The 21,442-nt window shown below is 68.9% G+C and carries 19 protein-coding genes; 7 read left to right on the forward strand and 12 right to left on the reverse strand.

The annotated features are described in order from the left end of the window. Positions 1 to 69: 69 nt before the first annotated feature. The 9 genes from DRW48_RS08105 to DRW48_RS08145 form a co-directional block, all read right to left on the reverse strand. Positions 70 to 732 carry a YjbF family lipoprotein gene (locus DRW48_RS08105; RefSeq protein WP_241963206.1) on the reverse strand — a complete coding sequence of 221 codons (663 nt, stop codon included), beginning with the start codon at positions 730 to 732 and terminating at the stop codon, positions 70 to 72. Beyond that, positions 729 to 2,918, reverse strand: a complete 2,190-nt coding sequence (locus tag DRW48_RS08110) for a YjbH domain-containing protein (protein WP_114075973.1) — start codon at positions 2,916 to 2,918, stop codon at positions 729 to 731. Before DRW48_RS08110 ends, DRW48_RS08105 begins: the two co-directional genes overlap by 4 nt. A 180-nt stretch (positions 2,919 to 3,098) precedes the next feature. After that, positions 3,099 to 4,049, reverse strand: a complete 951-nt coding sequence (locus DRW48_RS08115; RefSeq protein WP_114075974.1) for a hypothetical protein — start codon at positions 4,047 to 4,049, stop codon at positions 3,099 to 3,101. 110 nt (positions 4,050 to 4,159) lie between these two features. Beyond that, on the reverse strand, positions 4,160 to 5,233 hold the full coding sequence (locus tag DRW48_RS08120; protein WP_114075975.1) for an AI-2E family transporter: 1,074 nt from the start codon (positions 5,231 to 5,233) through the stop codon (positions 4,160 to 4,162). A gap of 183 nt (positions 5,234 to 5,416) precedes the next feature. Next, the gene (locus DRW48_RS08125; protein ID WP_114075976.1) at positions 5,417 to 6,019 is read right to left on the reverse strand and encodes a superoxide dismutase; all 603 of its coding nucleotides are present in this window, start codon (positions 6,017 to 6,019) and stop codon (positions 5,417 to 5,419) included. Positions 6,020 to 6,112: 93 nt separating this feature from the next. Then, entirely contained in the window at positions 6,113 to 6,640 is a 528-nt protein-coding gene (locus tag DRW48_RS08130) for a sarcosine oxidase subunit gamma (RefSeq protein ID WP_114075977.1), read from the reverse strand. After that, on the reverse strand, positions 6,633 to 9,599 hold the full coding sequence (locus tag DRW48_RS08135) for a sarcosine oxidase subunit alpha family protein (RefSeq protein WP_114075978.1): 2,967 nt from the start codon (positions 9,597 to 9,599) through the stop codon (positions 6,633 to 6,635). Before DRW48_RS08135 ends, DRW48_RS08130 begins: the two co-directional genes overlap by 8 nt. Further along, positions 9,596 to 9,919 (reverse strand): sarcosine oxidase subunit delta, encoded by a 324-nt coding sequence (locus DRW48_RS08140; RefSeq protein ID WP_114075979.1) that lies wholly within the window; start codon positions 9,917 to 9,919, stop codon positions 9,596 to 9,598. The genes DRW48_RS08135 and DRW48_RS08140 overlap by 4 nt, the downstream gene beginning before the upstream one ends. Positions 9,920 to 9,980: 61 nt before the next feature. Beyond that, a complete protein-coding gene (locus DRW48_RS08145; protein WP_114075980.1) occupies positions 9,981 to 10,322 on the reverse strand; it encodes a TfoX/Sxy family protein in 342 nt (113 codons plus the stop codon). A gap of 83 nt (positions 10,323 to 10,405) precedes the next feature. On the opposite strand from DRW48_RS08145, the gene DRW48_RS08150 reads away from it, so the two are divergent. Continuing rightward, on the forward strand, positions 10,406 to 10,663 hold the full coding sequence (locus DRW48_RS08150) for a hypothetical protein (protein WP_114075981.1): 258 nt from the start codon (positions 10,406 to 10,408) through the stop codon (positions 10,661 to 10,663). A 17-nt stretch (positions 10,664 to 10,680) separates the two neighbouring features. Here DRW48_RS08150 and DRW48_RS08155 read toward each other — a convergent pair whose 3' ends face one another. Continuing rightward, entirely contained in the window at positions 10,681 to 11,949 is a 1,269-nt protein-coding gene (locus DRW48_RS08155; RefSeq protein ID WP_114077448.1) for a sarcosine oxidase subunit beta family protein, read from the reverse strand. A 236-nt stretch (positions 11,950 to 12,185) separates the two neighbouring features. Between DRW48_RS08155 and ccmI the strand changes: the two genes are divergently transcribed. The 6 genes from ccmI (at position 12,186) to der (ending at position 19,087) form a co-directional block, all read left to right on the forward strand. Continuing rightward, positions 12,186 to 13,640: a c-type cytochrome biogenesis protein CcmI gene (gene ccmI, locus DRW48_RS08160; protein WP_199286073.1), complete on the forward strand. Its 1,455-nt coding sequence runs from the start codon at positions 12,186 to 12,188 to the stop codon at positions 13,638 to 13,640. Continuing rightward, positions 13,637 to 14,122, forward strand: coding sequence for a Holliday junction resolvase RuvX (gene ruvX, locus DRW48_RS08165; protein WP_114075982.1), 486 nt, complete (start codon positions 13,637 to 13,639; stop codon positions 14,120 to 14,122). The genes ccmI and ruvX overlap by 4 nt, the downstream gene beginning before the upstream one ends. 252 nt (positions 14,123 to 14,374) lie before the next feature. Then, positions 14,375 to 15,268, forward strand: a complete 894-nt coding sequence (gene rarD / locus DRW48_RS08170; RefSeq protein WP_114075983.1) for an EamA family transporter RarD — start codon at positions 14,375 to 14,377, stop codon at positions 15,266 to 15,268. 21 nt (positions 15,269 to 15,289) lie between these two features. Then, complete coding sequence (locus DRW48_RS08175) at positions 15,290 to 16,249, forward strand: hypothetical protein (protein ID WP_199286074.1); 960 nt, start codon at positions 15,290 to 15,292, stop codon at positions 16,247 to 16,249. Between the two features lie 22 nt (positions 16,250 to 16,271). Continuing rightward, positions 16,272 to 17,612 (forward strand): outer membrane protein assembly factor BamB family protein, encoded by a 1,341-nt coding sequence (locus tag DRW48_RS08180; RefSeq protein WP_114075984.1) that lies wholly within the window; start codon positions 16,272 to 16,274, stop codon positions 17,610 to 17,612. Continuing rightward, entirely contained in the window at positions 17,609 to 19,087 is a 1,479-nt protein-coding gene (gene der / locus DRW48_RS08185; protein WP_114075985.1) for a ribosome biogenesis GTPase Der, read from the forward strand. The genes DRW48_RS08180 and der overlap by 4 nt, the downstream gene beginning before the upstream one ends. A 24-nt stretch (positions 19,088 to 19,111) precedes the next feature. Here the strand turns inward: der and DRW48_RS08190 are convergent, their stop codons facing one another. Both DRW48_RS08190 and serS read right to left on the reverse strand, forming a co-directional pair. Further along, a complete protein-coding gene (locus DRW48_RS08190; protein WP_114075986.1) occupies positions 19,112 to 19,864 on the reverse strand; it encodes a hypothetical protein in 753 nt (250 codons plus the stop codon). Between the two features lie 193 nt (positions 19,865 to 20,057). After that, entirely contained in the window at positions 20,058 to 21,350 is a 1,293-nt protein-coding gene (serS, locus tag DRW48_RS08195) for a serine--tRNA ligase (RefSeq protein WP_114077449.1), read from the reverse strand. Between the last annotated feature and the right edge of the window lie 92 nt (positions 21,351 to 21,442).

A 21,442-nucleotide genomic window follows, 5' to 3' on the forward strand; every position in this document is an offset into this window, starting at 1 on the left:
GGCTACATGAATGAAATGGGCCGGCACAATTATGCCGGCCCATTTCATTCATATTACGGAAGTAAGTTTTTACGGACGCAAGGTCTGGACCGTGACATAGCCCAGCCTCGGATTTAACCATTGGCGCGAGACGCTGATTCCGCCGCCGGCGCCCACGATAAAGCGATTCTCGATCTGCAACTGACCGTTCTCGCAACGCTCGATGACCGGGCCGCCCTCGACTGAAACGGTGCAGTTGAGAGGCAGGGCATGCTCGCGTCCGTCGCCGGCGAGCGAGCGCATCAGCCGCTGGCCGTGACCGGCGCGGCGGCTGCGGATCAGGCCTTCGGTGCCGACCTCCGCCACGTTCAGGTCATTGCCGAGGCCACGCGTGCCGATCACCAGGCCGTCGCGAAGGATCACGGCCTGCTGGTTCTCGGTCATGTAGGTGCGCATGCGCCCGTTCTCGCCCGTCAGGGCCATGACCTGGGTCGTGCCTGCACTCTCCAGACCGACGAGGATGAGGGGACCGGGGTTCACCTTCAGCGCCTCGGCGGCCATCGCCTGCGGGTCTGCTGGCGGGGCGGGCTCGGGGGTTCGCCCGGTGGCGCGTCCGGCCAATTGCCCGGCTGCCTGGCGCAGCGAGCCGCCAAGGCCGGGCCCGTCCATCGAGGCGCTGCCGCAGCCGGCAATGGCCGTCAGTGCCGCCGCAGCCGCGGCGCGGCCCATCCAGTTCATGCTGCCGCTGCTCATCGCCAGAACTTCCCCCAACCCTGATTAAGTCCTGCGGCCGAGCTGTCCCGCACCGTGCCATACAGTCGGCCGTCCACCTTGACCCGCTGGCCGCCGTCGCGCGACAGCGAATTGATGTTGCCGCCGACCGTCTGCCGCGAGGGCTGGCCCGTTGCCCATGCGACCGGGATCTGCAGCGTGATGCCCTTGTCGAACGAACCCTCGCCAAAGTCCTCGGCGCTCATGTTGGTCTTGGTCGCAAAGGCGCCGACCCGCCAGCCGTTGGCGAATTCGCGCGTCAGCGTGACCGTCGCACCCTTGTCACCCGCCAGGTACTTGCCGGCGTCGATCTGGCCGACAAAGCCGTTCTGGAAGTCATAATAGGCCGAGACATGGCCGGTCGTGACCTCGTAGTCCTGGAAGCCGAACTTGCCTTCGTAGTCGCGCTTGCGGACCTTGTTGATCTCGGCCCCGAGGGCGAGGTTCGAGTCCGCCGGGTACCACAGAACCTCGGCCGAAACGCCGCCATACATCCGCTCCAGCAGACCGCCGGTGACGCGTGCGTAGACCGTGTCAGTGACCTTGCCGTAGTAGGCGAGCGTCAGCGAGGGGATCGTCGGCTTGGTATTGCCCGAATACATCCGCCCGTCCGAGCGGACGCGCTGCACGCCGTTGTTGCGGGCGCGCTGCTCCCCGTCCGTCAGGTCAAGGAACTGATCAACGGTGCAGTCCGCAGTGCTGCCGTCCGGCTGTATGCAACTGCCCGGTGCCTTCTGGTCCGCGTTACCCAGCAGGCGCTGGCGAACCGAGCCCGAGGCGATCAGGCCCGGTATGATCTCGTAGCTGGCCTTTGCCTCAAGACCGATGTCATAGCGCAAGCCCTGGTCGGGGTCGAAGAGGCCCGTACCCAGTGAGGGGCGCAGCGACCAGGTAAAGCGCGGGAACAGCCCCGGCGTCTGGGTCATGCCGGCAACGCGCGGATCGCCGTTGACGATGTCGGCGACCGCTGCGATCTGGCCGGCCTCGGTATTCTCCAAACGCTCGATGTCGCTGCGACGCAGCACCACCGAACTGGTAGGCATGCCGCGGCGAGTCGAGGTGATGACGAAGGTCTCGACCGAGGGCGGCATGGCGCGCGTCATCAGGCGCGCTGTGCGGCCGATGGCCTCGGCCTGCTGCATGTAGCGGCGGTTATCGATCCGCACCTCGGCCCGGTTGGCCGACAGCGCCATCGCCTCGAGGATCTGGCCTTCCTTGCGCAGGCTGGCAGCCAGGGCCTGCTGGATCGCGGGCTGGGCGGTCGGATCGGACGACCATGCGCCGGACCACCCTTCGGGATCGGCATTCGGCGCCGGGCGCGGACGGACCGGCGCGCCGGCCTTTTCCAGGCCCGAGGGGTAGGCCGCCTGGTTCGGGTTCATGCTGAACGAGACCTGGGCCCCGAACACCTTGCCGCCCAGCGTGTAGGCGGACAGCTGGTAGATGTCGCGGTAGCGGTAGTTGACCCCGAGGTTGAAGTGCGAGCCGGGACGCTCCTCGCCCTGCTCAGCCTCGACGTCGTAGTCGTCCTGCGAATACTCGCCGACCACGCGCAAATTGTCGGTTGCCTGCCACGCCATCGAGGCGAAGGGCCGGGCAGGGCCGCGGAACCAGTTGTCGGCCTTGAACGTGCCACCGATATCCTCACGGTCCCGCTCGCGGGCAGTGCCCGACAGGCGCCCCCAGCCGACGCCGACCGAGCCGGTCAGGCGATCGGTGAGGTGCTTGGTCGCGACGACATATTCGCCCGAGAACGTACCGGTGCCGATGAAGTCCTGCAGACCGACCGCAACCGCGGGCATCCAGCCGGCATCCTCGCTGAGCAGCTGAATGCGCACATCGGCCGAGCGGTCCTTCAGAAAGTCCCGCTTGGCGTCCAGGTTCTTGGATTCGATGCGCGAATAGCGCAGGGCGGTCGTGATCCGCGGGGTCAGCTGGAACGCGCCGGTCACCCGCCAGCCATAGCTCGACTGTCCGGCCGAGGCAGAGATCGTGGCGTCCGGGAACATCTCGGCGCTGGGCGTGTCGATGCCGCCGGGCAGACCGTAGCTGTTCAGGGCCCAGCCCGTCGCCGGCTGCGCGACAGACACCGATCCGGTCGAGGCCAGCAGCAGCGCCGCGGGCAGGGTGCTGGCCATCAGGCGGCGCAGGACGGGGGCAGGGGGCATCGGCGGATCCTCTCGGGCAGCGTCGCGCGGTGTCCGGCTGCGTCCGGCTGGACACAATGCCGGGCACCGGCTTGTCACACTCTAGGGCCGGCAGCGGCTGGCTGCCAACAGTTGCAGGCGGTGCCGCCGGCCGGATGACGTGAGGGATGCGCCCTCGATGTCACACTCGGCCGGTCAGCCTCAGTTTGCCGGCGGGATGACGACCGGAACGGTGGTCGAACTGCCCGTCGTCGCCGGCGCAGGGGTGGTGGCGGCCGGGGCGGGCGCGGGCGCGGTTGCGGCCGGGGTGCTGGGCGCCGGCGTTGTTGCGGCGGGCGCCGGGGTCGTCGGCGCGGCAGGCGTCGTCGTCGGGGTGGGCGTAGCCGCTGGGGCCGGGGTAGTCGTCGCCGGGGTCGTGGAGGTCGTCGGCGCGGGCGTCGTGGTGGTCGACGGGGCCGGGGTGGCGGGGGTCGGAGTTGTCGGCGTGGTGGTCGCCGGCTCGGGCGACGTGGTGGGCGCGGGCTTCGCCGGGGTCACGGGTTTTTTCGGCGCGGCCTTCTTGGGCGTTGCTTTCTTGGCGGCCGGCGCCGCGGCCGCGACGGCCTTGGGCACTGGCAGGGCGGCGACGTCAAAGCCCTTGGGCTCGCTGCCGCTCGGCGCGGCGCAGCCTTCCAGCTTGGCGCCGGCGACACGCAGCGTGGCACTCATCGGCCAGCGGGCGCCGCTCGCATCACGGCAGTCGGCGGCGCGCAGGTTGATCGAGGCGGTGCGCTCGGCATAGGTACCGACGAACTCGGTGCCTTGCCCGAAATCGACCCGGCGCACGTTCACCTGGGCGTCCTTGACCCCGGCGCGGCGCACGGCGGCGTTGTTGCCGCGCACGGCGGCAACCCAGCCGGGACCCGAGGCGGTGAAGTTGGCAACGTTGACGAAGGCTGCGTTGGCAGTGCCCAGCGTGGTGCGCTGGCCCTCGACCTCGATCGGGACTTCCAGCGGCGAGACTGCGGGCGCGCGGGGCGTCGCCGGTGCGACCGGGGCCGCGGGGGCAGCCTCGGGCTTGCCGAAACCGGGCAGGTTGGAGAGCATCTTGCTGTCGCAGGCCGCAAGGGTCAGCGGCAGCAGGGCAAGCAGGGCGGCGCGGCGCAAAAACATGGATGTCCCTCGGGGATTTTTCGTGTCCGTTGTTCGCGCCCTAGCGCATCGCCCCGGGCGGCGGCAAGCGCCATGGCCCCCGCGCAGCCCCAGTTGGCGGAAAAGTGCAGTCATCCGGCCTTATCGGGGGGTGGCCCCTCGCCGCGAAATGTCGGGCTCGCGAGCCAGCGATCGTCCAGCCAGCGCACGACTACCCCGAGGCTCGCCGCAATCGGCACCGCCAGCAGCAGTCCGGCGAAGCCGAACAGGCTGCCGAAAACGGCCAGCGAGACCAGCAGCCAGACGGGGTGCAGTTTGACGCTGTCGCCGACGATGCGGGGTGTGATCACATTGCCTTCGACCACCTGACCAAAGACGAACACGAGACCCACGACGGCAATGTGCCACCAGTTGCCCCAAAACTGGACGGTTGCCACCCCAAGCGCAATGCCGAAGGCGACGAACGAGCCGAGCCAGGGAATGAAGTTAAGAACCCCGGCCAGGATGGCGATAATCAAGGCATATTTCAGCCCCAGAGCCATCAGCGTGACCCCATAGAAGGTTGCGAGCAGCAGACCGACGATGAACTGGCCGCGCACGAAGCCGCTCAGCACGCCATCGATGTCTAGCGCGAGGCGGCGGATCAGCGGGGCGCGGTCGCGGGGCAGGCGCCGGTCCACGGCCGCCACCATGCGGTCCCAGTCATACAGCATGTAGATAGCGACTGTGGGGGTGATGATGAACACAAACACCGTCGAGATCACGCTGACCACGGATCTAAGCGTTCCGGTCAGCAGGCGCAGGGTCGTCAGGCGAAATTTCTCGGACAGGTCGATCAAGGTGCGGTTCAGAAAGCCCCCCGGCTCCATCATGTGGGGGAACTGGTCGGTCAGCAGGGCGATGGCGGCGTTGACCGTGGCCGGGGTGGCGTTCACCAGCTGGGTCAGCTGCGCGATCAGGGTCGGAATCAGCACCACGAAGGCCATGCCGAGGACGGCAAAGGCGACAAGCGTGATCAGCGCCGTCGCCCAGACACGCGAGAGGCCGGCGCGTTGCAGCCGGTCGGCGACTGGGTCGAGGAAATAGGCAATCGCGATGCCCAGAACGAAGGGCACCAGCACCCCGCCGAGCCGGGACAACAGCAGGAAAGCGCATATCAGCAGCACCGCCGCAATCAGGGTATTTCGGCGGATCATCAACAGCATCGCGGCCCTCCGGTCGGCGGCGGAATGGTGCGGATTGTGCTGGCGGTTGGCAAGGCCGATAGGCCAGGCGCGACGCTGCGCGATGCCGCAGGGGCGGGCCCTCGCATCGCATCGCGCGGCCAGCAAATAAAGGGCCCGCCGGTTTAACCGGCGGGCCGCAAATCATGACCGCTTGCGGAAAAGTTACATGCGCGAGGCGACGTTTTCCCAGTCGACCAGATTGTCGAGGAAGTTCTTGAGGTAGTCCGGGCGCTTGTTGCGGAAATCGATGTAGTAGGAGTGCTCCCACACATCGCAACCCAGCAGCGCGGTCTGGCCTTCCTTGACTAGCGGGTTAACGCCGTTCTCGGTCTTGGTGATCTCCAGCCCGCCGTTTGCGTTCTTGACCAGCCAGGCCCAGCCGCTGCCGAACTGGCCGACGCCGGCCTCGCTGAACTTCTTCTTGAATTCGTCGACGCTGCCGAAGGCCTGGACAATGGCGCTTTCCAGCGCGGCCGGCATGGCTTTCTTGTTCGGGGTCATCATTTCCCAGAACTGGCTGTGATTCCAGTGCTGGCTGGCGTTATTGAAGATCCCGTTCTGGGCGACGGCGCCGTCCTTGTAGGTGCCCTTGACGATTTCCTCGAGGGACTTGCCCTCCCACTCGGTGCCGGCGACCAGCTCGTTCAGCTTGTCGACGTATGCCTTGTGGTGCTTGTCGTGGTGATATTCGAGGGTTTCCTTGGACATGCCGCCCGCAGCCAGGGCGTCATGCGGATAGGGCAGATCGGGAAGGGTGAATGCCATAGCGGATTCCTCTCGGTGATGGTGGCTCGCCGAACCGATAGTCCGGGGCCGTCGGGGTGGCAACGCCGCGTCGTGCGGGCGGTTCCGCGCGTGTCAGCGCGGGTCCAGCCAGGTGCCGGGCGCTGCCGCACCTTGCAGAACGCCCCCCAGATACTCTGAAACCGAGCGGAAGGCGATGACCCGCAGGCCGCCGGGCACCCGCCAGAACGCGCTGGGAACCTGGGCCGCGCGCGAGCGGCGCAGCCCGTCCGGCGGCAGGGCGGCAAAGTCGGTGGGAGAGAGTTTCGCCATCACCTGTTCGGCCCCCTCGCCCAGAACGTCAAAGACGCAGCGCATGTCCGACACATCCGCCACCAGCGAATGTTCGCCCTGCAGCGCACCGGTGACGGCGTCGAGCGCGCCCGGCACCTCGGCATGAGGCAGCATCAACAGCAGCTCGTCCGGAGACATGTAGCCGAGGGCGCGTTCCCCTGCGGTGACGATCCGGGTCTGGCCGGGCATGGCCAGGCCTACCGCCTCGGCGATGGCGTCCCCCGCGCGGTCCAGATCAGCGCGGATGGTTATCATCCCCAGGCCCTCGACCGGCACCACGCGCGCCAGGGCCGTCATCACCTCAGCCATTGGCCCCCGTCCCTTCCTTGTCATAAAAGACCGGATCGACGATCCGCGCCTTGACCGAGGGGCCGCCGGGGACCGGAAACTCCAGTTCCTCGCCCATCCGCTCGGGGCCGTTATGGACCAGCCCCATCGCGATAGGCCGGCCCAGGGTCGGCGATGCATAGGTCGAGGTCACGCGGCCCTGCACGTTGCGCTGGCCATTGGCGTTGGACCCAGGCGCCACGGCATAGGCGCCGTCTGGCAGCATCCGCCCGTCGAGGCTTTCGAGGCCGACCAGCCGCCAGCGGTCGGGGCTGGCCATGTGGCTGCGCTCTTGCGCGCGCTTGCCGATATAGTCCGGCTTTTTCTTGCTAATCGCCCAGCCGAGGTTCAGGTCCTGTGGGATGACGGTGCCGTCGGTCTCGTCGCCGATCATGATGAAGCCCTTTTCGGCCCGCATGATATGCATCGCCTCGGTGCCATAGGGGGTCACGCCCAGCGGCTTGCCGGCGGCGATCAGTTCCTCCCACAGCGCCAGCCCGTGACCGGCGGGGGTGCAGACCTCAAAGCTCAGCTCGCCCGAGAAGCTGATGCGGTAAATGCGGACCGGGTGGCCGCCAAGCGTGCCCTCGGCCCAGCCCATGAAGGGCAGCGCCTCGGGCGACAGGTCCATGCCGCCGAGGGCTTCCAGCAGCGTGCGCGCGTTGGGGCCGACGACCGCGATCTGGGCCGACTGCTCCGTCAGGTTGGCGGTGTAGACCTGCCAGTCGAACCATTCGCACTGCAGCCAGTCCTCCATATGGCCGTGCATCCGCTCGGCCCCGCCGGTGGTAGTGTGGCAGAGCCACGAATCCTCGGACAGGCGTGCGACGACGCCGTCGTCGGTCAGGAACCCGTTCTCGGTGCAGATGAGGCCGTAGCGGCATTTGCCGACCGGCAGCGAGGACATCATGCCGGTATAGATCATGTCGAGGAAGCGGCCGGCATCCGGCCCCTTCACGAGGATCTTGCCAAGTGTCGAGGCGTCGAGCATGCCGACCCCGCCGCCGCCATGGATGCCGCGCACCGACAGGATCTCGCGATTGACGGCGTCCTGCACGGTCTCGCCGCCCTGCGGATAGGCATAGGGCCGACGCCACAGGCCGACCGGCTCGAACACTGCGCCATGCGCCTCGTGCCAGCCGTGCATGGGCGTGCGGCGCAGTGGCTGGAACAGGGGCCCGCGCGCCTCGCCGGCAATAGCGCCAAAGGTCAGTGGCGTGTAGGGCGGCCGGAAAGTGGTAGTCCCGGTCTGCGGAATGCTCTGCGTCAAGGCATCAGATAGCAACGCAAGTCCGTTGATGTTGCTGGTTTTTCCCTGATCCGTGGCCATGCCGAGCGTGGTGTAGCGCTTGGTGTGCTCGACGCTGGCGAACCCTTCCTGCGCGGCCAGGGCGACGTCGCTGGCCTTCACGTCGTTCTGGAAATCCAGCCAGATCTTGAACCGCGCCTTGCGACTGGCGCGGGCGGGCATCAGCCAGACCGGCTGCATGGGCGCCTCGGGCGCGGCATCGGTCAGCGCGGCAAGGCGCAGATCGCCGGCCGCCGCGCCGATTGCCAGCACATTCGGCGCGCCGTCCGCGCCGATCGGCGGGCGGGCCGGGTCGGGGCGGAAAAAGGCCCCGGCCTCGTCCCACTGCAGCTTGCCGTTGCAATGGCTCCACAGATGGACGACCGGCGACCAGCCCCCGGACATGGCGAGGCAGTCGCAATCGATGGTCTGGGCCACCGCGCCGTCGCCGTCCTGCGCGCACAGCTTGACGGCCGTAAGCTGCAACCGGCCGACCGCCTTGGCGATGCCCGTGCCGGTCAGCACCGGCACGCCCCGATCGCGCACCGCCTGGGGCAGATCGCCCTCGGCCTGCGGGCGGGCGTCGACCACCGCGGCCACCTGCAGCCCCGCGTCGAGCGCCACAAGTGCCGTGCGATAGGCATCGTCGTTATTGGTCACCACCACCAGTCGGCGGCCGGGGGCCACCGCCCAGTTGACGATGTAATCGCGCACCGCCGAGGCGAGCATGACGCCCGGCACGTCGTTGCAGACAAAGGCGAGCGGCCGTTCCACCGCGCCGGTCGCGGTCACCACCCGTCCGGCCCGGATGCGCCACAGCCGCTGGCGCGGCAGGCCGGCGTTGGGGTCGTGATCGGCAATCGCCTCGCGCGCCAGCAGGTAGCCGTGATCGTAGAGGCCGGTCGCCATGGTACGGCGGCGCAGCGTGACGTTCGGCAGATCGCGCAGTTCTGCCAGCAACGCGTCGATGCGGGCCTGGCCGTCCGGGTGATCGACGGGGGTACGGCCGCCCCAGTGCCCCTCCTGCTCGAGGACCAGCACGCGGTCGCCGGTGGCGGCGGCCTCGCGCGCCGCAGTCAGCCCGGCGATGCCGCCGCCGACGATCACCACCTCGGCAAAGTCATAGGCCTGCTCGTAGCGGTCCGGATCGGCCTCGGTCGGCGCCTTCCCGAGGCCGGCGGCCCGGCGTATCACCGGCTCGAACACATGCTTCCAGAACGGACGCGGGTGCATGAAGGTCTTGTAGTAAAAGCCCGCAGGAAAGAAACGCCACAGCGTGTCGTTGATCGCGCCGACATCGACCGCGAGGCTGGGCCAAGCGTTTTGGCTGATGGTCAGCATCCCGGGCATCAGAGGCGTGGTGGTGGCGCGCTGGTTCGGCTCGAACCGGCCACCTTGGCCGAGGCCGACGAGGGCGTTCGGCTCCTCCGCTCCGGCGGCGAGGAGGCCCCGCGGGCGGTGATACTTGAAGCTGCGGCCGATCAACCCGACGCCCGCGCCCAGCAGGGCCGAGGCGATGGTGTCGCCCTTGAAGCCGCGCAGGTGCCGCCCGTCAAAGCGGAACGCGGCGCTGTAGGCGCGGTCGATGAGCCGCCCGCCGGTGGCGAGGCGGGACGGGCCGGGGGCGGCGGTGTCGGGTGCCGGAGCGCTCAAATCTGCGTCCTCCAGTTCGGGTGCGCGGCGCGGACCTTGTCGCCGATCTCGTCGCTCGGATGGGCAAGCCGCGCGGGGTAGGTGCCATAGACGACCAGCGTGGCGCTGTCGCGCGCGGCCAGGAACCATTTGCCGCAGCCATAGGCGTGGCGCCAGCGTTCGAGCACCGGACCCTTCTGGTTCTCACGCATGAACAGATAGCCTTCGAAATCCTCGTCGCTCGAGCCGGGGCCATGGCGCTTCAGATGCGCCTCGCCGCCGGGAGCGAACTCGGTTTCCTCGGCGGTGACGCCGCACAGGGGGCAGGTGAGGATCAGCATCGGGATACCTTGGCGGGGGCGGTCTGCGGGCGGGGCATGGGGGCCGGTCGGGCGGGGGGCGTCATTTCGGCGGCAGCGCGGCGGTAAACCTGGCCGCGAGGCCGGTCAGCCGGGCGAGGCTTTCGGGATCGGCCCATGCTGTCTCGTCGGCGCGAATATAGCCGCCCATCCGCCGGCCCGACATCTCGATGAGGCCGACGCCAGGGACGGTCATCGCTTCGGCTACGGCCTCCTTGCCAATGCGCAGCATCACGCCCCGGTCGCTGGCGCCGCCGATCATGTTGCCATGGAGGATAAAGCAGATCGCGCCGAACATCGGCTTTTCCTGTAACTGCGTGCCACGCGGCAGATGCGCCAGCAGGGCATCGCGCAGCAGATCCTCGACCTCCGGATCGCGCGCCATCAGTGCGCCACCGGCAGGGTTGCGAGGTCAGCCGGACGCGGAATAGAACAAATCAAGAACTCACTCCCATAGCGAGGATCAAGATGTCCCATCAATACCCTCTCTGCTACCGGATCGAGGATGCGCGCTACAGAGAACTGATGGCCCGGCGCTCGGCCTACGCGGCCGAATGCGCGTTTGCATCTGCGACGCGGGCCGTCGATGCGGCGTCCGGAGGGGATGCCGATGCTGCCGCGCTGCGCGAGATGTTCCGGCGGCAACACATCGTTTGGGCCAGTCGCGCCTCCTATCTGGCCGAGCTGGAAGACGATTGCTTCCGCTTTCCCGAGGACAGGCGCTAGAGGGTTGCAGCAGGACATCAGTGCGCCACCCCGGCGGCGACGCTTTCGTCGATGAAGCGGCCTTCGCGAAAGCGGTTCATGCCGAATGCTTCGGCCAGCGGGCCGGGGGTGCCCTTGGCGACCAGTTCGGCCATGGCCCAGCCGCTTCCGGGGATCGCCTTGAAGCCGCCGGTGCCCCAGCCGCAGTTGACGAAGATGTTGCCGACCGGCGTGGTCGACAGGATCGGCGAGCGATCACCGGTCATGTCCACGATCCCGCCCCATTGCCGCAGCATCTTGAGGCGCGAGATCATCGGGAAGGTCTCGATCAGCGCTCGCACGGTCTCCTCGACGTGGTGCCAGCTGCCGCGCTGAGTGTAGTTCACAAAGCCGTCCGTGCCGCCGCCGATCACCATCTCGCCCTTGTCGGATTGCGACAGGTAACCGTGGACGGTGTTGGCCATGACCACCACGTCCATGCAGGGCTTGATCGGCTCTGACACAAGGGCCTGCAAGGCCATGCTCTCGATTGGCAAGCGAAATCCGGCCATGTCTGCCAGCACGGTCGAATGGCCGGCGGCGACCAGCACCAGCTTGTCGCAGCCGATCTCGCCCCGTGTGGTGCGGATGCCGGTCACCGCGCCGCTTGCGGTGTCGATGCCTGTCACCTCGCAGTTCTGGATGATGTCCATGCCCATGGCCGAGCAGGCCCGGGCGTAGCCCCAGGCGACGGCGTCGTGCCGGGCGGTGCCGCCACGCTCCTGGTAAAGGCCGCCGAGGACCGGATAGCGCGGCCCGTCGAGGTTGATGATCGGCACCAGTTCCTTGACGCGCGCCGGCTCGATCCACTCGGTTGCGACGCCCTGCAGGTGGTTGGCATAGACGGTGCGCTTGTAGCCGCGCACCTCATGCTCGGTCTGCGCCAGCATGATGAGGCCGCGCGGGCTGAACATGACGTTGTAGTTCAGGTCCTGCGACAGGTCCTCGTACAGCTTCAGCGACTTGTCATAGATCGCGGCAGAGGGGTCCTGCAGGTAGTTGCTGCGAATGATGGTGGTGTTGCGGCCGGTGTTGCCGCCACCCAGCCAGCCCTTTTCCACGATCGCGACATCGGTGATGCCGTGATTCTTGCCGAGGTAATAGGCGGTGGCGAGGCCGTGGCCGCCCGCCCCGACGACGACCACCTGATAGCGCTTTTTCGGGGTGGGATCGGCCCATGCGCGGGTCCAGCCGGTGTGCAGCCGCATCGCCTCGCGAGCGATGGCGAACACGGAATAGCGGCGGGGCCGCGGGCGGGCATCGGTCATCATGTCCCCGGACTAGGTCGTGCACGGCCGTGGCGACCGTCCTGTCCATGGTGTGCCGCGCCTCCAGCGATGCGGCAAGGCGCCAAACGGCATCGGTGGGCGAAATGCGACACGCGCGCCTGCGGGCGTGATTCCCGCCGGGCCGGGACGCACCGCCGGCTGCTGCGGCATCGGATGGCCTTTTGCCGGGCCCGCCAAGGCGCTAGACGGGCGCGTGCGACAAAAGGGGTGACGGCATGCTCTGGGCGATAGCGGCGGCCTTGGCGGGGGTGGTGATGGTGGCGATTGCGGCGCCATTCCTGCGCATGCCCGGCCGGGGCATGGCGGAGGAGGCGGCGCTGCCGGCGGCCGCCTACGACCTGCGCGTCTATCGCAGCCAGTTGGCCGAGGTTGATCGCGACCTCGCTCGTGGCGTCATTCCCGCCGACGAGGCCGAGCGCCTGCGCACCGAGATCGGCCGCAAGGTGCTGGAGGCTGACCGCGCACTGCAGCGCGACGCCGCTGCGGCGGCCCCCGCCCGCCGCGCGCCTCGCGCGCTGGCCGCTGCGGTGGCGCTGGTTGTGTTGGGGGTCGGGGCCTTTGCCCTTTACCAGTGGATCGGCGCGCCGGGCATGCCCGACGATCCCATCGCCCTGCGCACCGCCGAGGCGAACCGCGTCTATGAGGAACGACCGACCCAGGCCGAGGCCGAGGCTGCCGTTGCAGCGCGCCCGCCCGCGCCGTTCATGGTTCCCGATCCCGCCTATAGCCAGCTGATCGAGCAACTGCGCGCGGCCGTGGCCGAGCGTCCGGACGACCCGCAGGGCCTGCGGCTGTTGGCCGAACACGAGGCCCGCCTCGGGAACGTTGCTGCCGGCGCGCGGGCCATGGCTCATCTGAATGCGCTGAACGGTGCCAAGGCCTCGCCCGCCGATCACGCCCAGCTGGCGGCGTTGCTGGTCGATGCCGCTGGGGGCCTGATCACTCGCGAGGCCGAGGCCGAGATTGCGCGCGCCCTGGCCGGCGATTCGAACAACCCGCAGGCGCGCTATCTGCAGGGCCTTCTCTATATCCAGAACCAGCGGCCCGACCGGGCCTTTCCGATCTGGCGCAACCTTCTGGAAACTGCCCCGCCGGGCGCACCCTGGGCCGAGTCGATCCGGCGCGTCATCCCCGATCTCGCGTGGCTCGCCGGCCAGCCAGACTACCAGCCGCCGGCCGCGCCGAGGGGCCCGGCGCTGCCCGGACCCGATGCGGGCGCCGTCGCGGCAGCCGAGGGCATGAGCGACGAGGAGCGCCAGCAGATGATCGCCGGCATGGTCAGCCAGCTCGAGGGTCGCCTTGCCGCCCAGGGCGGGACGCCCGAGGAATGGGCGCGCCTGATCCGCGCGCTGCATGTGCAGGGTAACGACGCCCACGCCGCGGAAATTGCAGCAGAGGCCCGAACCCAATTCGCGGCGGTTCCAGAGGCCTTGGCCCAGATCGAGACCGCCGTGGCAGCGGCCGGGGCGGACGTGCCCGGGCCGGCCGCTTCCACGGGCCCGGCGGCCGCCCGGCAGGGGGCCGCTGGGCCAGGTGCTGCCGCCGCGCCGCGCGCTGCCGCAGGCGGGGCTGGCACCCCATCGGATGCCACCGGAGCGGGCGGCTCCGCAATGGGCGCAACACCTTCGGGCAGCCCCGCAACCACTCCTGCGGGCGGCACCGCACCGTGATCTGCGTCGGGATCGAGGATCTCGCCCCGCTGCTGCCGCGCGCAGGGGGGTTGATCGGGCTGGATCTCGGCACCAAGACCATCGGCGTGGCCGTCAGCGACGGGCTGCGGCAGGTCGCATCGCCCCTGACCGTCATTCGCCGGACCAAGTTCACTCAGGACGCCGCCGCCGTGCTGGCGCTGGTGGCAGAGCGCGGGCTGGCGGGTATCATCCTCGGGCTGCCGCTGAACATGGACGGCAGCGAGGGGCCGCGCGTCCAGTCGACGCGCGCCTTCTCCCGCAACCTGGAACGCCTGACGCCCGTGCCCATCGCCTTCTGGGACGAGCGCCTGTCGACCGTCGCCGCCGAGCGCGCGCTGCTGGAGGGCGACGCCAGCCGCGCCCGCCGCGCGCAGGTCATCGACCAGGTGGCCGCGGGATACATCCTGCAAGGCGCCCTCGACCGGTTGCGCTATTTGGGTGAAAGGCCCAAGCATGACTGACCGTTATTCGCGGCCCTGTCTGGGCGGGCATTGCGCATCCTCCGGACTGACAGTCGCAGCGGGGGGGTGCTGCTCGGTCGTGACCGTGCGAGAGCCTCCTCCGGTGCCCGCTTGCGGCCGGCGTCATTCCTGCGTCACCGCAGAAGAACCCCGCGGGCGTACCCGCTCGCGGCGCTGCTCCCCCACAAAGCCCCCTTGCAGCACCTGCGGCAATCCGTCAGCGTTTCGAAGCCATCGGCAGCGGGGACGTGGATGCAGGCGCAGCGGGCCGGACTCTTGTCGATGCTGGGCGCCTGTTTCATCTGGGGCTCTTCCGCGATCTATTTCAAGGCATTGGTGGGCGTTCCGCCGGGCGAGCTATTGGCCCATCGCATCCTGTGGTCGCTGGCACTGTTCACCGGAATGTTCGCCCTGCAGGGCCGGCTGGGGCATCTGGTTGCGGCCTTGCGCGGGCCGAACCTGAGGCGGATCGCCCTCGCCGCGGTGATGATGGGCTCGAACTGGCTGGTGTTCATCATTGGCGTCTTCAGCGGCCATGTGATGCAGACCAGCCTTGGCTATTACATATTCCCGCTCTTCAGCGTGCTGATCGGCGTGGTGCTGTTTGGCGAGCGCCTGACGCCCCTCCAGATCGTCGCGGTCGGGCTGGCAACGCTGGCGGTGACGATCCTTGCGGTAGGCCTCGGGGTCGCGCCATGGCTCAGCCTTGCCATCGCGGCCACTTTCGCGGTCTACGGCACCATCAAGAAGGGCCTCGACCTGCCGCCGGCGATCTCCGTCGCGGCAGAACTGGCGGTCCTCGCACCCATGGCGGCCGTCTGGCTGATCCTGCGGCCAGAGGGTGGCGGGTTGCCGCTGATGGGGCAGGGGTGGCAGCCGGCGCTGCTGGTTGGCTCCAGCCTGATGACGGCGGTGCCGATGCTGATGTTCACCTTTGCCGCACGGCGGCTGGACCTCGCGACAGTGGGCCTGCTGCAATATGTAAACCCCACGCTGCAGTTCCTGACCGCAACGCTCTGGTTCCGCGAGCCATTCACCCGCTGGCACCTGATCGCCTTTCCGCTGATCTGGCTGGCACTTGGCCTTTACTCTGCCGCGGCGCTGCACCGGAGGCGCGCCTTGCCCGGAACGCGTGCCCGGCTATAAGGGGCGCCAACGATTGCAGACATGACGGACAGCATGGCCAACCAGCACGACAGCTTCATCGACGAGGTGACCGAGGATCTTCGTCGCGATCGCCTGTTTGGGGCGATGCGGCGTTATGGTTGGGTCGTGCTCCTGCTGATCCTGGCAATCGTCGCCGGCGCCGCCTGGCGCGAGTTCAGCCGCACGCGCGGTGAAACCCGGGCACAGGCTTTTGGCGATGCGCTGCTGGCGGCCGAGTCCGCCGCTGACCCCGCCACCGCGCTGGCGGGGGTCGATGCTCGCGGCAGCGCGGCGCGGGCGGCGCTGGCGCGGCTGCTTGCGGCGGATGCACAACTGAAGGCAGGTGATCGCGCCGCGGCGGCGGCCACGCTTGACGCCCTCGGGAGCGAGGCCGGGCTGCCTGCGGTGATCCGCGACCTGGCCCGACTGAAGGGGCTGATGCTGGACGATCCGGCCAATGGCGGCACCGAGCCCGCCAAGCGCGATGCCCTGCTGTCCGAGCTTTCGGCGCCCGGCGCGCCCTATCGCCTGCTGGCGCTGGAGCAAAAGGCGGTGGCCCTGGTCGAAGCAGATCGCAACGAGGACGCCGCCACTCTGATCCGCAAGATTCAGCAGGAACAGGGTCTGACAGAAAACCTGCGCCGGCGACTTTCGGAAATGCTGATCACCCTCGGGGTCGAACCCGATCCGGCGGCCGCACAGCCGGGAACTGCACCCGCTGAACCGGCCACCGCCGCACCGGCGGGCGAGACCGGGACGCAAGTCCAGCCCGCCCCCGCCGCCAACCAGCCGACGTCTGGTGGCGCTGCCGTAGTTCCGGCGACCCCGGTCGCCCCGACCCCTGCTGCGCCAGCCGCCGCCCAGACAGCGCCGACGGAACCCGCCCCGGCTCCTGTCGCCCCGGCCGCATCCGCCACGCCGGCTGGGGCCGCCACCCCCGAAACGTCCGCCGCGCCCGCCGCGCCCGCGCCGGCCAACTGATCCCGCGAAAGGACCGCGACCGATGACCCGACCGGATACCCTGCGCCGCCCCTTTGCCGTGCTGTTGGCCCTTGGTCTGACGACGGCCCTGGTGGCCTGCGACCGCGAGGTCATCTTGCAAGGTCAGCGCGAAGACCCGCGCTCTGTCCTCAGCCCCGACGGCCCGGCGATCGAGGGCGATGCCGCCCCGACCACGGCGGCGCTGCGCCTGCCCGGCGTGCGCGGCAATGCCGAGTGGACCCATCGCAGCGGCTCGGCGAGCCACGTCAGCGGCAACGAGGCCCTCAGCGGCGGCACGCAGCGCATCTGGTCGAATAATGTCGGCCAGCCGGTCGGTCTGCCTCACCGAATCACTGCCGATCCGATTGTCGGAGGCGGGCTGATCTACACCCTCGACAGCCGCGCGCGCGTGACTGCCACCGCCACCAACGGCGGCACGGCATGGAGCGTGGACCTGAAGCCGCCGCTGGAAACTGGCGACAGCGCTTCGGGCGGGGGCATCGCCTATGCCGCCGGGCGCGTGTTCGTCACCAGCGAATATGGCGAACTCGTTGCCCTGGACGCCCGCTCGGGCGGGGTGCTGTGGCGCCAAAAGGTGGATGCGCCGATCTCGGGCGCGCCGACGGTCGAGGGCGGACGCGTGTTCGTGACCGGCCGCGATGCGACGGCCTGGGCCATTGACGTCGCCGACGGCAAGGTGCTGTGGACCACGGCAGGCACGCGCGACATCGCCGGCTGGATGGGCGTGTCCGCCCCGGCGGTCGACGGCGATCTGGTCGTCTTTCCTTTCGCCTCGGGCCAGTTGCTGGCGGTGGACGCGGCCTCGGGGCAGCCGCGCTGGTCGGCCAACGTCGCGGGGCGCCGTCCGGGCCGCGCCATCAGCGCAATCCGCGACCTGACCGGCGATCCGGTCATCACCGGCAACCTCGTCATCGCCGGCTCTTCCGCTGGGCGGATCGGGGCCTTTGACCGTATCACCGGCGCCCCTGTCTGGAGCGCGCGCGAAGGTGCGATGAGCCCTGTCCTCGCGGTCGGCAATGCCGTCTTCGCGGTCACCGACGAAAGCCAGCTGGTGCGCCTCGACATCGCCAATGGCGGCCGCGTCTGGGCGGTCCCGCTGCCCGAATTCACCGATAACCGGCCGAAAAAGCAGGACCGTGTCTGGGCCCATTATGGCCCGATATTGGCCGGCGGCCGCCTTTATCTTGCTTCGACCGACGGCGCGCTGCGCGTGTTCGACCCGGCTAGCGGCGCGCTGATCGGGCAGGGCGCGATCCCCGGCGGTGCGGGTACTGCGCCTGTGGTCGCCGGCCAGACCCTTTATGTCACGGGCCGCAACGGCCAGTTGCACGCCTTCCGCTGATGTTCACACTCGCGATTGTTGGCCGTCCGAACGTCGGAAAATCGACCCTGTTCAACCGCCTCGTGGGCAAACGCCTGGCGCTGGTCGACGACCAGCCGGGCGTCACCCGCGATCTGCGCGAGGGGCAGGCGCGGCTGGGCGATTTGCGCTTCATCGTGATCGACAGCGCCGGCCTGGAGATGGCGGACGACGAGAGCCTGCAAGGCCGGATGCGCCGCCTGACCGAGCGCGCGGTGGACGAGGCCGACATCTGCCTGTTCGTCCTCGACGGCCGGGTCGGGGTCACGGCAGCCGACGAATATTTCGCTGAACTGCTGCGCAAGCGGGCCAAGCACATCATCCTCGCGGTCAACAAGGCCGAGGGCCGGGCTGGTGAGGCGGGGGCGATGGAGGCCTTCAGCCTCGGACTGGGCGAGCCCTTGCGCCTGTCGGCCGAGCATGGCGAGGGGATGGACGACCTCTACCGCACGCTGCTGCCGCTGGCGGATGTCCTGGCGGCCGAGCGGCCCGATACCGCCCCCGCGACAGACGTCGATCTGCCTGAGGATTTCGAGGAAGACGACACCGAGGCCGAGGATTGGCGCCCGTCCGCCGACCGGCCGCTGCAGATCGCCGTCATTGGCCGTCCCAACGCGGGCAAGTCGACCCTGATCAACAAGATCATCGGCGAGGATCGCCTGCTGACCGGCCCCGAAGCCGGGATCACCCGCGATGCGATCAGCGTCGGCGCCGATTTCATGGGCACGCCGATCCGCATCTTTGACACCGCCGGGATGCGCAAGAAGGCGCGCGTGACGGACAAGGTCGAAAAGCTGTCGGTTGCCGACGGCCTGCGCGCGGTCCGCTTTGCCGAGGTGGTGGTGGTCCTGCTGGACGTCGCCATCCCGTTCGAGCAGCAGGACCTGCGGATCGCCGATTACGCCGAGAGCGAGGGCCGCGCGGTGGTCGTCGCCGCCAACAAATGGGACTTGGAAGAGGACAAGCCGCACAAGCTGAACGAGCTGCGCGAGGCGTTCGAGCGGCTGCTGCCGCAGCTCAAGGGCGCTCCGCTGGTGACCGTCAGCGCGCAGACGGGCAAGGGCCTCGACCGGCTGCACGCGGCGATCCTGAAGGCACATGAGGTGTGGAACCGCCGCATCTCGACCGCGAAGCTGAACCAGTGGCTGTCGGCCATGACCGAGGCTCATCCGCCACCGGCGCCCGGCGGCCGGCGCATCCGCTTGCGTTACATGACCCAGGTCAAGACCCGCCCGCCCGCCTTTGTGGTGATGGCAACGCATACCGACCAGATCCCGGAAAGCTACGGGCGGTATCTGGTCAACGGTTTGCGGGCGGACTTCGATATGCCTGGCACGCCGATCCGGCTGATCTTTCGCGATCAGGGCACCAAAAACCCCTACAAGGACCGCCGCACGGTCGAGCGGCCCAAGGGCGCGCTTCACAAGCACAAGACCCGCGGCAAGCCCAAGGAATAGAGCGCGGGCCGGCATCCGGCGCGTTCAGGACATGACGCGCACCAACACCGCGACGAGGGCCGCGATGGCGATAATCGCGGCGGTGGCGACGGTCAGTTCCGTCTGCATGGCATTGGCTGCGGTGCCGATCAGTGCCCAGATCACCGCAAAGCTGAACCCGACCGAGCCGCCTAGGCGCAACTGTACCTCGGCCGCGCTGGCCATCATCAACAGCACTGACACGATCGCCGCCAGCCCGGCTGACATGCCGAGGTCGGACACGAGGATCGCGGCAAAGCCGGCGTAAAGCCCGACCATCGCCCATCCCGCGAACACGTCCGCACCGCCGCGCAGCGTCACGTGGTGGGCAGAGTGTCTGCGGCTGAGCGAATGCCACAGGCTGGCGGCGACCATCACCCCCGAAAGGATCAGTCCGGCGATTCGGCCCTCCTGCTCGGCTACCCAAGGCCAGGCGGCACCGGCGAGCAGCGCGATGACGAACGGCAGATGCACCGACAGGCGATTCTCGCGCAGCGGCATGGCATGGGTGCGCGGGCCGGTGCGGCGCGAAATCTCGGCCAGAAGGCAACGCAGGGCGTGCAATCCGACCGCGAGCCAGACGCCGGCGAGCAGTATTTTCAGCGCGATTCCTGTAGGCCGTGCCATTCCCGGGGCCGGCCCCGCTGCCTCGCCCAACAGATCCGGCAGCATGACCGAGAACCTCTGGAACGATAGCGCCGGCGCGACCGCAAAGCCGATCGAGCTTGCTAGGAAGATGACCGAAGCCACCACGAGCATGAGAACGCCAGCCCACCGCATTACCCCGAACGCGCCTGCGTGAGGGATGGTTCGGCGCGACAATCTCACGTCGCCGTGGAAAGTGCTGCGACCGCCGGGCGATCCGCCAACCCGGCGCACGCCCGTGGAAAATCCCTCACCGCAAGGTTGCGCGGGTTCAACCTGCGCAACCGGATGAGCGGCACGCCGCCCCCTAGGCCAGCGTGCCGTCCACCGTCAGCGTCAGCCGGCCGCCAAGCCAGGGGGCCAGCGCCTCGGGCAGGATCACCGATCCGTCGGCCTGCTGGCCGTTCTCCAGCACCGCGATCAGGGTGCGGCCGACTGCGAGGCCCGAGCCGTTCAGCGTGTGCACGAACTCGGGCTTGCCGCCGCCCTCGGGGCGATAGCGGGCGTTCATCCGCCGGGCCTGGAAATCGCCGACATAGCTGATGCTGCTGATCTCGCGATAGCGGTTCTGGCCCGGCAGCCAGACCTCGATGTCATGCGTTATGCGCGCGCCAAAGCCCATGTCGCCGGCGCAGAGCACGACGGTCCGATAGGGCAGGCCCAGACCCTCCAACACCGCCTCGGCGCAGGCGGTCATCCGGGCGTGCTCGGCTTCGCCCGTCGCGGCATCGGTGATCGAGACCATCTCGACCTTCTCGAACTGGTGCTGCCGCAGCATTCCTGCGGTGTCGCGCCCGGCGCTGCCCGCTTCGGAGCGAAAGCACTGGGTGTCGGCGACATAGCGCAGCGGCAGTTGCGCTGCCTCCAGCGTCTGGCCGGCGACGGTATTGGTCAGCGTCACCTCGGCCGTCGGAATCAGCCACCATCCCTCGCGAGTCTGATAGCTGTCCTCGGCGAACTTCGGCAGCTGGCCGGTGCCGTACATCGCCTCTGGCAGGACCAGGACCGGCGACCAGACCTCGGTCAACCCGTGCTGGTCGACATGCAGGTCAGTCATGTACTGCGCCAGCGCCCGGTGGATGCGGGCCACGGCTCCGCGCAACATCACGAACCGCGTGCCGGACAGGCGAGCAGCGGTTTCAAAATCCATTCCGGGCTTTACGCCGGGAATCTCGAAATGTTCCAGCGGCGTGAAGGCTTGGTTGTGCAGGGCGCCCCAGCGCTTGATCTCCACATTGGCGGTCTCGTCGGCGCCGTCGGGAACGCGCGGCAGCGGGCTGTTCGGTAGCTCCATCAGGGCGTCGCGCAACTCGCGGTCCAGCGCCTCGGCCTCGGCCATGGCGGTTGCGACCTCGGCCTTGCGGGCGGCTACGGAATCGCGCGCCGCGGCAAAGGCGGCGTCGTCGCCGCGACCCTTGGCGGCCCCCGCCTCGCGGCTGAGCCGGTTCTGGTCGGCCTGCGCTGTCTCGGCCGAGGCGATACGCGCCCGGCGCGCGGCGTCCAGTGCCAGCAGCGGGCACGATTGCGGCGGCAGTCCCCGCCGGGCGAGCGCCGCGTCAAAGGCGTCGGGATTGTCGCGGATGGCGCGAATGTCGTGCATGGATGCCTCCGGGGTCGAACCCGGCGAGGGGTAGCGCATGCTTCCCGGCTGGAAAAGGGTGCGTGGCGCCAGATTTTCTGCGCGGCCAGAGG

The organism is Paracoccus suum (genome assembly GCF_003324675.1).
Taxonomy (GTDB): domain Bacteria; phylum Pseudomonadota; class Alphaproteobacteria; order Rhodobacterales; family Rhodobacteraceae; genus Paracoccus; species Paracoccus suum.

Bases quoted from the DNA above. Each gene is read 5' to 3' on its own strand.
- DRW48_RS08105 (WP_241963206.1), bottom strand. From the start codon at position 732: ATGAGCAGCGGCAGCATGAACTGGATGGGCCGCGCCGCGGCTGCGGCG.
- DRW48_RS08110 (WP_114075973.1), bottom strand. From the start codon at position 2,918: ATGCCCCCTGCCCCCGTCCTGCGCCGCCTGATGGCCAGCACCCTGCCC.
- DRW48_RS08115 (WP_114075974.1), bottom strand. From the start codon at position 4,049: ATGTTTTTGCGCCGCGCCGCCCTGCTTGCCCTGCTGCCGCTGACCCTT.
- DRW48_RS08120 (WP_114075975.1), bottom strand. From the start codon at position 5,233: ATGCTGTTGATGATCCGCCGAAATACCCTGATTGCGGCGGTGCTGCTG.
- DRW48_RS08125 (WP_114075976.1), bottom strand. From the start codon at position 6,019: ATGGCATTCACCCTTCCCGATCTGCCCTATCCGCATGACGCCCTGGCT.
- DRW48_RS08130 (WP_114075977.1), bottom strand. From the start codon at position 6,640: ATGGCTGAGGTGATGACGGCCCTGGCGCGCGTGGTGCCGGTCGAGGGC.
- DRW48_RS08140 (WP_114075979.1), bottom strand. From the start codon at position 9,919: ATGCTGATCCTCACCTGCCCCCTGTGCGGCGTCACCGCCGAGGAAACC.
- DRW48_RS08145 (WP_114075980.1), bottom strand. From the start codon at position 10,322: ATGGCGCGCGATCCGGAGGTCGAGGATCTGCTGCGCGATGCCCTGCTG.
- DRW48_RS08150 (WP_114075981.1), top strand. From the start codon at position 10,406: ATGTCCCATCAATACCCTCTCTGCTACCGGATCGAGGATGCGCGCTAC.
- DRW48_RS08155 (WP_114077448.1), bottom strand. From the start codon at position 11,949: ATGACCGATGCCCGCCCGCGGCCCCGCCGCTATTCCGTGTTCGCCATC.
- ccmI (WP_199286073.1), top strand. From the start codon at position 12,186: ATGCTCTGGGCGATAGCGGCGGCCTTGGCGGGGGTGGTGATGGTGGCG.
- rarD (WP_114075983.1), top strand. From the start codon at position 14,375: ATGCAGGCGCAGCGGGCCGGACTCTTGTCGATGCTGGGCGCCTGTTTC.
- DRW48_RS08175 (WP_199286074.1), top strand. From the start codon at position 15,290: ATGACGGACAGCATGGCCAACCAGCACGACAGCTTCATCGACGAGGTG.
- DRW48_RS08180 (WP_114075984.1), top strand. From the start codon at position 16,272: ATGACCCGACCGGATACCCTGCGCCGCCCCTTTGCCGTGCTGTTGGCC.
- DRW48_RS08190 (WP_114075986.1), bottom strand. From the start codon at position 19,864: ATGCTCGTGGTGGCTTCGGTCATCTTCCTAGCAAGCTCGATCGGCTTT.
- serS (WP_114077449.1), bottom strand. From the start codon at position 21,350: ATGCACGACATTCGCGCCATCCGCGACAATCCCGACGCCTTTGACGCG.